We start from the raw sequence: 12,999 nt of genomic DNA, 5'->3' as shown, positions 1-12,999 counted from the left end.
CTGCTATCGGCCGCGAATAAACTCTCGCAAAGCTCACTTCTCATTGGATATTATTATACTACGAATCCTTGTCAAGGCATAGTTCTTTCAGGCGGGAATTGCCGGAATGTGTGGCGATCGGTCATCGGGGCGCAGCTGCTCATCCTTTTGCTTTAAACGATAAACGACCATACCCACTCGGATAACAGAGGCTGGATGGTGAAGTTGATCAAAAAAATCAGTGCGCACAGCGCCAGCACTTCTCTTCCCTGGCGGCACAGGCCGGATTGTTCTCTTTTTATCCGTTTCCCCGCAATCAGCTTTGCGATCACAAAGCCGATTACAGCACCTGCGGTATTCGCAATGAGGTCGTCCACATCGGTGGCTCTGAAATTGAACATTTGCATAAATTCAATAAAACAGGATAAACCGCCGCCCAATAGCAGGATCATTCTCAAGCAGCCGAACTTATGCCAGATGAGCGGCGCGAGAATTCCCATCGGGATGAAAAGTATAATGTTGAGGCAATACTGAATCGGGCTGGTATGCAGGGCGTCGAAGGGCACCAGATTTACAGACAAATCCGCATTCAGCCGCCAAACGGACGGAATCCCCGTAACCGCGAAAATTTCCGCTATATAGCAGCCAAAAAGCGCCGCCAGCCACCGATGCTTTGCCCCCAGCTCCTTGTAGAACATTCTCTGCCAGATCCATATGATCGGCACCACCAAAACAGCAATTAAAATTCCATCAATCAGCAAACCAACTATCGTATACATAAGCCTGCTCCTCCCCTTGCCCGCTTACAATGTCATTCCCATTGTAAATAGAATAACAGAAAACTTTTATAAAAATAAAACAAAAAGGTTAATATTTTATTGGCAAATTCTTAATTTTTCAAGTTGCAGGGAAAATGTCCCCTGATTCCTTCGAATCAGGGGGTGAAAGATGCACGATGCGGATTGCATTTTATACTATTCTGACCAGATTTGTATCGGCGTTGCCGCAAGGTATAGAATAAGTGAAAGATGCTCGACGTGACTCACATCTTATACGATTCTACCCAATTTGTACGGCGTTGCCGTAAGGTTGAATATGCGTGGAACTTATGGTCTGTCTGGCGCGAAGATGGTCTGGCCCATGCCGGCCCCCGACCTGGCCCGGCGCTTTTTGCTTTAGAATTGGACCAGAGCGGACAAAATCTGTGGGTTTGCGGGTATTACGGATTTATTTTTATAAAATTTCCACTTAAGATTGACCCTCAAGGGTAAGAAACGTTGAAAAAAGATCCGCTCTTGCCTCGCTTCTTTGATGAAAGCTCCGGAATCAATTCAGCACATTACTACGCAAAAGTAAATAGGCGTTCCCTCCTGAAAGAAAGCACCCCTGATGCAGCAGAGAACAGAAAATGGTTTTGAGTTTGCGACCAAATTTCAATTTTACCAGAAAATCCCGCGACCATTGGCCCCGAAAAAACACCTTGGTCGCAAAACACAGAATGGTGTAAGATGCTCGGACTGGCTCGCATCTTACAATTTGCAAGCCACTCACCAAAAGAGCAGCTCTGGTAACTTATCCTGATTTTTTCAAAAGGTTACGCATTTTTCAACGATCCTACGGCCCTCAAAAGAGCTCGTAGCACAAATCTTCACCTTTTACGTTTTCGAGTACCCGCAGGGCCCACAACTTTGCGTAACTTTGCATCAATTTTTCGAAAAGTTACCGCAACTGGCAAATGATACGATTCTGGCCGAGCAGATACGGCGTTGGCCAGGCGAGACCTTTTTTGCCAATATGCACATTTGCTCAACAATGGATTCGTTTTGCCTTGGTTGTTGAGGTGTTTCCAAGGTTTGCGGCCTCTGCACCTGTTCAAAATCACATATTGCTCGAATTTCTGCGCTCTCAGGCTCTGTAACCTTAAAAAAAGCTCAACAAGAACTCGATTTTTCCATTGCGTGTTGATAAAAATAGCGATTTGCCTTTTGGGCGGTGTTTCATATGAGCCGATTCCTACTGCACAGCCCGGTTGCAAGCTGCGGGTTTGCGACCAAATCCTAATTCCACTAACAAATCCCGCGACCATTGCCCCTAAAAAAACACCTTGGTCGCAAGCCACTCACCAAAGGGAGCAGCTCTGGTAACTTATCCTGATTTTTTCAAAAGGTTACGCATTTTTCAACAATCTTACAGCCCTCAAAAGAGCCCGTAGCACAAATCTTCACTTTTTACGTTTTCGAGTACCCGCAGGGCCCACAACTTTGCGTAACTTTGCATCAATTTTTCGAAAGGTTACCGCAGCTGGCAAATGATACGATTCTGGCCGAGCTGATACGGTGTTGGTCCGTCGAGACCTTTTCTGACAATATGCACATTTGCTCAACAATGGATTCGTTTTGCCTTGGTTGTTGAGGTATTTCCAAGGTTTGCGGCCTCTGTACCTGCTCAAAATCGCATATTGCTCGAATTTCTGCGTTCTCAGGCTCTGTAACCCTGAAAAAAGCTCAACAAGAACCTGAATTTCCGCTGCATGTTGATAAAAATAGCGATTTGCCTTTTGGGCAGCGGTTCATATGAGCCGCTGCCTGCCGCGCAGCCCGTAAGTTACATAAGTTATAAATAAAACCACGCATTGGATGCGTGGCTGAGTTTCTTAACAGGCTTCAAGGGCAAGCTGCAAACCCGCAGCCCGGTTGCAAGCTGCGGATTTGCGACCAAATCCTACTCCTACTAACAAATCCCGCGACCATTACCCCTAAAAAAACACCTTGGTCGCAAAGCAGAAATCTCCCCTTTTTATCTCCCAAACCAACCCGCATCTGCTCCGCAGATGCCCTCCTCAATCAAAGCCTTACTTTCCCAAAAAGAAATAGTTCTCGCGCAGGCAAACTCCGCAGGCCCGCGGCGTTGCAACGCAACGCAAGCGCGGGTCGAGGACCTTGCCGTAGCGAGAACTATTTCTTACTTCTTTTCTACAGTGATACCAGTCTTATGCCCATTCAAATCATATTCTTTCAATCCGCTGCCTGTCTCCATTTCCACCGCCAGCGTTTCTTTCATAATATAATCCTTATAAGCTTCCACAGCTGCCGCAACATCTTCGTCAGCGTCGATGGTGATTTTGATATTATCCATCATCTCAAAATCATTCTGCTTTCTCAACTGCTGCACCTTGGAAACCAGCTCTCTTGCCAGACCTTCATCGATCAGTTCTTTGGTCAGAGTCGTATCCAGGATCGTAAATACGTTATTTTCCATGGCTACAGCAAACCCCTCCTTGGCGCTGATCTTAGTGTCCACCATATCAGCCGTAACCTCTGTCATTTCGCCGTTGAGATCCAGACTGATCTTGCCATTTGCTTCAAGCTCAGCAACCACACTGGCCGCATCGGCTTTTGCCAATGCACCGCCGAAAGCCTTGATATTCTTGCCCAGTATCGGACCGGCAACCTTGAAGTTTGGCTTCAAGCTGTAATTCATATACTGATCCAGCTCTTTTTCAAAGACTACCCGCTTCACATTCAGTTCTTCCATGATGAGCGGGGTCAGATCGCCAATCAGCGTTTCATATTTTCCATCCACCAGAATTTCTCCCAGCGGCTGGCGCACCTTGATTCTTTCCTTCTCACGGGTTCCGCGGCCCAGGCCCACAAGATCACGGACCAGATCCATTCGCTCTTCAACCTTGCTGTCCATCAGGCTTTCATCGGCCTTCGGGAAGTAAGCGATGTGAACTGATTCCTCACCGGTCAGATTAACAAAAATCTCATCGGCAATAAACGGTGCGAACGGAGCGATCAGCTTGGAGATGCCCACCAGCACTTCATAAGTGGTCGCATATACCGACTTCTTATCGTCATTTAACTCTTCGCCCCAGAATCTCCTTCTTGCCCGGCGGATATACCAGTTGGACAGATCTTCCACCACAAATTCCTGAATCTTGCGCACAGATTTCATGTGGTCGTAACGATCCATTTCCTCGGTCACTTCCTTGACCAGCTTGTTGTATTTGGAAATGATCCATCTGTCCAGCTCAGGGCGCTTGTCATAAGCCACGGAAAGCTTGGACGGATCGATATTGTCCTGGTTGGAATACAGCACGAAGAAATTATATACATTCTTCAAAGTGCCGAAGAACTTGCTGACGATTTCCACCAGGCCGTCCTCATCGAATCTGGTCGGCGACCAGGCCGGCGAAACGTGGAGCAGATACCATCTGGTGGCGTCGGCGCCGTATTTATCGAAAAGCTGGAACGGATCAACGGTATTTCCCTTGGACTTACTCATCTTCTTGCCGTTCTTATCCAGAATCAAATCGTTAACCAGCACGTTTTTATATGGCGCTTTGCCCTTGATAAAGGTGGAAATCGCCATCAGTGAGTAGAACCAGCCTCTGGTCTGGTCGATGCCTTCGCAGATGAAATCAGCCGGGAACAGCTCTTCGTCAAACTTCTCTTTATTTTCAAACGGATAATGCTGCTGGGCAAAGGGCATGGAGCCGCTGTCGAACCAGCAGTCCATAACCTCCGGAATACGGCTCATGGTCTTTCCGCAAACCGGACAGGTCAGATGCACGTCATCCACATACGGTCTGTGCAGCTCGATGCTTTCGTCGATGTCCTCCTGAGCCTTTTCCACCAGCTCAGCTCTGCTGCCGATGCATTCCAGATGGCCGCACTCGCAGCGCCAGATGGGAATCGGCGTACCCCAGTAACGGTTTCTGGAAATCGCCCAGTCCTTTACTTCTTCCAGCCAGTTGCCGAACCGCTTTTCGCCGACAAAATCCGGGAACCAGTTGACGGTATTGTTATTGGCTACCAGCTGATCCTTCAGCTTGCTCATTTCAATGTACCAGCTGGGCTTTGCGTAATAAACCAGCGGCGTTCCGCATCTCCAGCAGTGGGGATAGTTATGCTCAATCTTTTCTTTGCCGAAAATTTTGTCCTCGCCTGCCAGCCATTTGATAATGTCGATGTCCAGTCCGTCCTCCATTACAAAACGGCCTGCCCAAGGTGTTTCTGTATATTTACCTTCTTCATCTACTGGGTTAACTACTGGCAGCCCATAACGGCGGCCGGTCTGATAGTCGTCTTCACCGAAAGCCGGGGCCGTGTGGACGATACCTGTACCGTCTTCAATGGTTACATAATCGGCGCAGGTCACAAAGAAGGCTTTTTTATCCGGTTTTACGAAAGGCATCAGCTGTTCGTATTCGATGTATTCCAGATCCTTGCCCTTCATTTCTTCCAGCACTTCGTATTTTTCCGCGCCCAGAACCTTATCGGCCAGAACCTTGGCAACATAGAAAACCTTGCCCTCTTCATCGCCCTCTGTCATCTTTACTTTTACATAGTCCACGTCCGGTCCCACGGTCAGAGAAACGTTGGAAGCCAGCGTCCATGGAGTCGTCGTCCAGGCCAGGAAGTATTCATCCGCATCCTTGCGCTTGAACTTGGCGGTGATGGTATTAACCTTTACTTCTTTATATCCCTGGGCCACTTCGTGGGAAGCCAGTCCCGTTCCGCAGCGCGGGCAGTAAGGCAGGATTTTGTGACCTTCATAGATCAGCCCTTCCTTGAAAAATTCCTTGAGAATCCACCAGCCGGTCTCGATGAAGTTGTTGTCCAGGGTGATATACGGGTTGTCCAGGTCGATGAGGTATCCCATCCTCTTGGTCATTTCCCGCCACATGCTTTCATAAGTGAAAACGGACTCCCGGCACTTTTCGTTGAATTCCTTGATACCGTATTTCTCGATATCCTGCTTGCCGCTCATTTGCAGCTGTTTTTCCACCTCGATCTCAACAGGCAGACCGTGGGTATCCCAGCCGGCCTTACGCCTTACCTCGAAGCCCTGCATGGTCTTGTAGCGGCACACCGAGTCCTTCAGCGTCCTGGCAATAACGTGGTGTATTCCCGGTCTTCCGTTGGCTGTCGGAGGGCCTTCGTAAAAGATAAAGGACGGCTGTCCCTCTCTTGTTGTCACGCATTTGTGGAGAAGATCTTCTTTTTCCCACTGCTCCGCCTGCTCCATCTGCAGCTGGGCTATGGGTTTTTCCGATAAGTTTTTAAACATATCCCTTTTCCTTTCTATTTTTAACCTTATAGTTATCTGGATCTTTGAGGCGGCCGTATTTCTGTCAGGTCCTGTCCAGCGGCCTTCCTTTTGCGGATTTTTGCCTTTTTATCCTGGATTTGTCCCGAAAAAAAGCCCTGACTCTCAGATATTGAGAATCAGGGACGATAAAATACCGCGGTACCACCCTGGTTGCAGCAAAAGCGCTGCCTCTTCATTTTAGGGAATAAGACTCCGAAGTGATCTTCACGGTCCGCTTCACCGATGTTCTCTCAGCTAAAAACATCTCTCTGTAAGGATTTTACGCGGTGCTACTGTCTTCATCTGCGCCTTTTTTATTTACTTCATATACGTTGATATTTTATATGCTTGCGGCTTTAAAGTCAAGGGATAAATGCGCCCTGACCGATGGTCTTTTCAACCGGCTCTTTCAAAAGAATCCGCTGCCGGCCCCACGCCGGACAACGGATTCCTGCTCTGTTTTCATATCAGCTCCCACTCGAACTCCACGGGCAGCTCCGGCAGCTTTTCCCTGCTCTGCTCCTCTGTAACCACCGGCAGATTGAGACGGAAGATATATTGGTCGGATTTCATCGTGTCGCTGGGTTCCAAAAGGCATTGAAGAACCAGCTTTCCCGCCGGAAGCAGCCGGTTTTCGCTGACCCAGGCGAGAAGAGTATCGTAAATCTTCTCCAGCGCCTCATAGCTGCCGACGCTGAGGATGGACGCAACCCGCACCCTTTTAAAGTGCCGGACCGCTTCCCTGCCGCAGCCCTCCCGATATTGGATGGGCATGCAAAGGGAAAATCCGCCTTCTCCCCGAATAAAGCTGCGGATGTTCCTCGTTCGCGGGATCAGCAGCAAAGCCCCAGTCTGCAGAACGCCAAGATGGTCCCGCATGTTCTGAATTTCAAGACAGCACTGGGTAAAAAACGGCATGCTGCGAAAAGGGGCTTCCGTTTCCATGCACAGAACGTCGGCGGCCGGCATGGTCCGCAGCTCCGCCGGATAGCTGTCATAAAACGCCCGGCTTCCTTTGGAATAATATTCCCGCAGAATATACTCGCCGTTGGACAGATAATTGTCGATATCGCTGACGGCCTGCAGCTGCAGCTCAATCTTGTGTCTGATCTCGCTTACTTTTTCCCGAAAACAGGAAAGATCCTTTTTAACCAGAATCATCCTCATATCATCCAGCGAAAAGCCCAGCATTTTCATGTTTTTAATCAGCTGGACCTGCAGCATCTGCTCTTCATCATAGTAACGGTATCCGGTAGTTTCGTTTCTGTATGCCGGGACGAGAATCCCCATCTGATCGTAATGCCTGAGAGTGGGGATACTCAGTCCGGTGAGTTTTGATAATTTTCCAATGGAATACATGTCTTCCCCAGCCTTTTTCCTGAATTATATCCTATAACTCGATGTTTTTAAAGGCTTCCGGAACTTCTTTATATCCTTTCGACTTGATAAATCCGATGACAACTCCTATGATAAGCCATCCGAATCCTACGATATAACTGATGTAGTCAAATCCTGTGAACACATAAATTAAAATAGCCATTCCCAGGAACGGGCATACCAGGTTCTTTATAAATCCTGTCCCTCCCCTTTTTTTCTCTTTAATGAAGAAGTAGAAGAAGGTCGCGAAATTGAGCATGATAAAGGATCCCAGCGCTCCGAAATTAACCAGTCTCACCAATGTATCGATAGGAACCGCAACCGCAATCACTAAAGAGAAGATGGACAGCAGATAAATCCCCACATATGGGGTACGGAATTTAGGATGCACCTTGGCAAAGATATGCGGAATCACCCGGTCTCTGCCCATGGTGTAGAGCAGCCTTGCCGCAGAGGACTGGGCTACCATGGTATTGGCGATACCTGCCGCAACGATAGTCACGCCTACCATTACAATTCTGAACCATTCACCCAATGCAAGGGCGGCCGCGTCATAAAATCCGGCCGCGATATCCGTATGCTGCCAATCCGGAAGGATGAGGCAGGCTACATAGGTCTCTACAATGAAGAGGAGCCCAATACTGATCAGGGCGATCATAATCGCCTTGCCGATATCTCTTGCCGGTTCCAGCGCTTCCTCCGCCAGCGTACTGATGCCGTCAAACCCCAGGAAGGAGAGTGCCGCTATGGTGCATGCGGAAGCGATAAAGTTGAGGTTGATCTTGCCCGGCTGGTACATAGGTTCAATGGAGAATCCTCCCGTTCCGCCGCCTCCGGCGATAAAGCTGATCCCTCCGATCAGGAAAATGACTACTACCACCAGCTCAATAAAGAACAGGATGATATCGGCTTTCGCCGTATAATCGATCCCCCGCACATTGATGAGCGTGTTGATCAGGATAAACACGATGATCCATGCCACGCCCGGGATTCCCGGAAAGGTCTCCACACAGATGTTGGAAACCAGCGCGTATAAAAGGGCTGGAACAAATATGTAGTCCAAAAGGATCATCCATCCTGCCACAAAGCCCACATGATGATTGATTCCCCGCTGTACGTAAGCGTAAACCGATCCGCCCACCGGGAAACGCCGGCTCATCTGCATATAGCTCAGAGCCGTGAATACCATGGCTATAACGCCGACCAAATAAACAAAGGGCGTCATTCCGCCGCTGGCCTGCTCGATTTCTCCGAATACTGCCATAGGTGCGATAAGCACCATCATAATCATTCCATAAAAGACCAGGTCCTTCAGCTTGAGCGTACGTTTCAGCTGAACCTGTCCACCATTTGATGGGGCCTGTCCGGCCGCATTGCTGTTCATTGCTGTTCTCGCCTCCTTTATTTAATTAATTCTCTGCCCGCTATCTTGGGGACACCGGCTCTCAAAATCATGTCGATGGGACACGGCAGGGTGAACTGGTTGATCTCAATGTCTCCCTGCAGCGATAAGTACAGGAACACATCCGTCTCATCCCAGCCGTAAGCATCCACCATCAGCCGCTGCAATTCCAGGCACGCCTGTTTGAGAGCAGTCTCATAATCCGGCGCCGCCACATTGACATACCATTTGTCTTTTGTCTCGGTCATGGGCCAATGAAGCTCAAAATTTTTAAGAAGGGAGATCTTAACCGTAACATCCGCCGCGATTTCAATGCCGTTTCCACAGAGCTCGCAGTCTCCCTGAGAAGCGTGGACATCGCCAATACCGAAAAGCGCGCCTGGTACCTGAACCGGCAGATATACTCTGGAACCTCTTTTTATCATCTTGCTGTCCATATTTCCGCCGTGATTTCCCGGCAGGAAACAGAGAAATTCGCCTTCCTCCGGCGCCACGCCGATGACGCCCAGCATCGGATCCACTTCCCATTTGATGTCGTTGAATTCCGCGATCCGGTTTTTTACCGGAATGATCTTCGTACGGGGAACAGAGTGCTCCATAAGGGGGCCGCCGATATTGCAGCACACGCCCTGATCATCTACATCAATATCCAGGATATCGACAACGAGAACATCTCCCTTTTCCGCGCCTTCCACATACACCAGACCCGTCGCCAGATCCGCATCGCCGTCGGTAATGTCCTCCGGATAATCGTTCTCCGTCCGGATATTCCCCGAATAGCAGTCCAATGTTTTGAACAGTACCGTTTCCCCGGGCCGCACCGTGCAGCACGGTTCATGCTCTTTTGAAAAAGTGCTGACAACCGCTTCGATCGTTTTCATATTTTTCCTCCGCTTTCTATGTATATTTCTCTTAATCTACCCCGTCCATACATCTTCATGCTAACCCTAAAGTTTACTTTAGAGTCAAGAATTTTCTCAAAAAAAGAGGTACCCTTTTTCAGGTACCCTCTTTTTTATCTTCGTTCATTTTTAAAGCCCTTGCCCACTCGCAAATAAATCAGGCAAAGCACAATGGACAGACAACTGGCCAGCGGCGGCACGAATCCCATTTCAAACAGGGTGACTCCCGGCATCCTGCTGAGAAAATAGGAGACAGGAACACGGACGCCAAAAGTAGCCAGCAGGCTGTGAATCAGCGAAAATAGCGAATAGCCGCAGCCGCTGAAAAACGAGTTGGCACAGAAGATAAAAGCCACCAGCATACAGTCGATGGTATAGTTTTGCAGATACAGTCCTGCCGTATAAATTACCTCCGGGTCCTTGCTGAAAAGCGCGGTCAGTGTCTCCGGGTAAAACTGACAATAAATCCATATAGCCAGCCCGAAAAGAAACGATAGTCCCACACCGACCCAGAGGCTCTTTTTCGCCCGGTCCATACGCCTCGCTCCCACATTCTGGGCGGTCATAACGGCTACTGCCGATGCGAAGGAAGTCGGTACCAGCATGGCAAAGACGATGATTTTCTCATCAATTCCCACAGCGGCCGATGCCACCAGGCCCATGGTGTTGATGATGGCAGTGATAATCAGAAAAGAAACGTTTACCAGCGCGTCCTGAACGGCTATGGGGCTGCCGATCTTGAGGATGCGGAAAGCCTGGCCGCCTTTAAAACCAATATATCCCATACGGAAAGGAACCGGAAGCCCTTTCTTCATCAAATAGAAGATGCCTGCCAGAAAGCTGACTCCCTGGGCCGCAACCGTGGCAATCGCCGCTCCCACAGCTCCCAGATGAAAGCCCGCGATCAGCAGCAGATCCAGCCCAATATTGATCACGCAGGCCAGGGCAATAAAATACAGCGGCGATTTGGAGTCGCCAAACCCTCTGAAAACACCACTGACCCCGTTATAGCCTACAATAAAGGGAACCCCCAGCGCACAGATGGTTATGTACTGAATCGTATATTCAAAAGCCTCCGGCGGCGTCTGCATGATCTCAGTAATCGGTCTTACGAAAAGCAGCATTACAGCAGTTAAAACCACTGCGATCAAGAGGAACAAAGCCGTTAGATTCCCCACGGCAATGGCTGCGTCTTTCTTTCGTCTGGCCCCCACGAACTGGCCGATTACCACCGTTCCCCCGGTGCTGATTCCCAAAACGATACCCGTGATGGTCTGCATGACCTGGCCGCCGATAGCTACCGCTGAAACGCCTGCCGAATCGGCGAACTGTCCCACCACCAGAAGATCCACGGCCCCATACAGAGCCTGCAGAATACTGGCCAGCAGAAACGGCGCCGCAAAAGCAAGCAGAGTCGGAACAATCCGTCCGGTTATTAACGCTCTTTCATCCTTCATAACTCCTCCGTATCAACAAAAAAGCTGAATAACATAACCAGTCTCCCGATCACCTTATCCAGCATATAATCAAAATCATATACTATCTGTTGCATGTCTAATTTATCATACAGGCCCTACAATTTCAATTATTTTTTGTCCCTGCTCCCAATTTTTTCTCCCCTGAAAACAATTATTTTCCCCATTTTTCGATCAGCTGCGGCAGCACCTCATACACATCGCCAACGATCCCATAATCCGCTGCCTTGAAAATCGCCGCTTTAGGATTCTTGTTGATGGCAACGATTACGGAAGCTTCTTTCATACCGGCCAGATGCTGGTTCATGCCTGAAATTCCGCAGGCAAAATAAATGTCCGGAGTCACCGTGCGGCCTGTCAGCCCCACCTGATACTGCTCATCGATCCAGCCCATGGATACGGCTCCCCGGGAAGCGCCTACGCTGCCGCCCACTGCCTGAGCCAGATCCTTCACCAGCTGCAGATCCTCCGTGCGTTTGAAGCCTCTGCCGCCGGAGCAGATGATTTCATCCTTTTTCACGTCCTTTAACGCCTCAATCAGCTCTTCCGCCGTATCGCACAGCACCACCGGCTGCTTTTCCTCTTTAACCTGTTTTTTATCTTTTTTAAAAATCTGCCCGGAAATGACCAGCTTCATCACTTCCGAAGTTCCTTCGTAGATCTCTGTGATCTTGGCGTCTCTCATATAACGCTCGATGGGCAGATCCCTGATATATCCGTAGCCGCCGTGGAACTGAACGGCTTTAACTGTCACCTCCATGGCCGTCGTCGAGCAGGCCAGCTTGGCCTTTGCCGCCGATACGGTGGTGTCCGGCAGACCTCTTTCCCGGATATCCGCCGCCTTGTAAAGCAGCAGCCGCGCGCCGTCGATCTTGGTTTCCAACTCCGCCATCTCAAAAGCCATGGCCTGAAAACCGCTGAGCTTTTTGCCGAACTGCTCCCTGTGCTTCATGTATTCCACAGTCCTGTCAAACCCGCCCTGAGCGATGCCCAGCGCCTGCGCCGCGATGCCCAGACGTCCCACGTCCAGAGAGGTCATGGCAACCTTAAAGCCTTTTCCCAGCCCTCCCAGCAGGTTTTCTTTGGGCACGACACAATCGTCAAACACCAGCTCTGATGCGATGGACCCGCGGATTCCCATCTTATCCTCAGTCTTGCCTTTATAGAATCCCGGCATTCCCTTTTCTACGATGAAAGCACTGATGCCCTTCGTTCCTTTGGACTGATCCGTCATCGCCATGACTACATAGACATCCGCGATTCCGCCTCCGGAGATGAAGATCTTGGAGCCGTTGAGCAGCCAGTGGTCGCCCTTATCCTCCGCAATCGTCTGCTGCATAGCCGCATCGGTTCCCGCATTGGGCTCCGTCAGCCCGAAAGCGCCGATCTTATTGCCGCTTAAAAGGTCAGGAAGGTATTTTTGCTTTTGCTCCTCCGTGCCATAGGTAAAAATCGGCCAGCAGCACAAAGCATTGTGTGTCTGAACGATAACTCCGTGAGACGGACAGAGCTTAGAGATCTCTTCCACCGCCATGACATACGTCACATAGTCCAGGCCCGCTCCGCCGTATTCCTTTGGAAAAGGCATACCCAGCATACCCATTTTCCCCAGCTTTTTTACGGTGTCCAGCGGGTACTCGGCATCCCGATCCATCTTATCCTGAATAGGCACGATCTCCCTCTCCGCAAACTCCCGAAGCGTCTCTTTCAACTGTAGCTGCTCGTCCGAATAACCAAAATCCATTTTTTCCTCCTATAAAACTCATCT

General features: G+C 49.6%; 7 protein-coding genes. All 7 read right to left on the bottom strand.

Annotated features, from left to right (window positions below; all coding sequences use genetic code 11):
* Window positions 1–152: 152 nt before the first annotated feature.
* The gene (locus NE619_RS09975; protein ID WP_256132269.1) at window positions 153–758 is read right to left on the bottom strand and encodes a VanZ family protein; all 606 of its coding nucleotides are present in this window, start codon (window positions 756–758) and stop codon (window positions 153–155) included.
* A gap of 2,182 nt (window positions 759–2,940) precedes the next feature.
* Window positions 2,941–6,054 carry an isoleucine--tRNA ligase gene (gene ileS, locus NE619_RS09970; protein WP_256132268.1) on the bottom strand — a complete coding sequence of 1,038 codons (3,114 nt, stop codon included), beginning with the start codon at window positions 6,052–6,054 and terminating at the stop codon, window positions 2,941–2,943.
* A gap of 483 nt (window positions 6,055–6,537) precedes the next feature.
* Window positions 6,538–7,434, bottom strand: coding sequence for a MerR family transcriptional regulator (locus NE619_RS09965; RefSeq protein WP_256132267.1), 897 nt, complete (start codon window positions 7,432–7,434; stop codon window positions 6,538–6,540).
* 31 nt (window positions 7,435–7,465) lie between these two features.
* A complete protein-coding gene (locus NE619_RS09960) occupies window positions 7,466–8,836 on the bottom strand; it encodes an APC family permease (protein WP_256132266.1) in 1,371 nt (456 codons plus the stop codon).
* 17 nt (window positions 8,837–8,853) lie between these two features.
* Window positions 8,854–9,735, bottom strand: a complete 882-nt coding sequence (locus NE619_RS09955; RefSeq protein ID WP_256132265.1) for an acetamidase/formamidase family protein — start codon at window positions 9,733–9,735, stop codon at window positions 8,854–8,856.
* Between the two features lie 134 nt (window positions 9,736–9,869).
* Window positions 9,870–11,213 (bottom strand): MATE family efflux transporter, encoded by a 1,344-nt coding sequence (locus NE619_RS09950; protein ID WP_256132264.1) that lies wholly within the window; start codon window positions 11,211–11,213, stop codon window positions 9,870–9,872.
* Window positions 11,214–11,385: 172 nt separating this feature from the next.
* Window positions 11,386–12,975, bottom strand: coding sequence for an acyl-CoA dehydrogenase family protein (locus NE619_RS09940; protein WP_305146613.1), 1,590 nt, complete (start codon window positions 12,973–12,975; stop codon window positions 11,386–11,388).
* Window positions 12,976–12,999 lie beyond the last annotated feature (24 nt).

Origin of the sequence: Anaerovorax odorimutans (genome assembly GCF_024459955.1) — a bacterium.
GTDB classification, from domain to species: Bacteria; Bacillota; Clostridia; order Peptostreptococcales; family Anaerovoracaceae; genus Hominibacterium; species Hominibacterium odorimutans_A.
The sequence above is the reverse complement of the archived record's forward strand: the minus strand, read 5'-3'. Positions and strand labels throughout refer to the sequence as shown.

What these genes read in the sequence shown, in the direction of transcription:
- NE619_RS09955 (WP_256132265.1), bottom strand. Translation starts at nt 9,735, where the DNA reads ATGAAAACGATCGAAGCGGTTGTCAGCACTTTTTCAAAAGAGCATGAA.
- NE619_RS09950 (WP_256132264.1), bottom strand. Translation starts at nt 11,213, where the DNA reads ATGAAGGATGAAAGAGCGTTAATAACCGGACGGATTGTTCCGACTCTG.
- NE619_RS09960 (WP_256132266.1), bottom strand. Translation starts at nt 8,836, where the DNA reads ATGAACAGCAATGCGGCCGGACAGGCCCCATCAAATGGTGGACAGGTT.
- ileS (WP_256132268.1), bottom strand. Translation starts at nt 6,054, where the DNA reads ATGTTTAAAAACTTATCGGAAAAACCCATAGCCCAGCTGCAGATGGAG.
- NE619_RS09975 (WP_256132269.1), bottom strand. Translation starts at nt 758, where the DNA reads ATGTATACGATAGTTGGTTTGCTGATTGATGGAATTTTAATTGCTGTT.
- NE619_RS09940 (WP_305146613.1), bottom strand. Translation starts at nt 12,975, where the DNA reads ATGGATTTTGGTTATTCGGACGAGCAGCTACAGTTGAAAGAGACGCTT.
- NE619_RS09965 (WP_256132267.1), bottom strand. Translation starts at nt 7,434, where the DNA reads ATGTATTCCATTGGAAAATTATCAAAACTCACCGGACTGAGTATCCCC.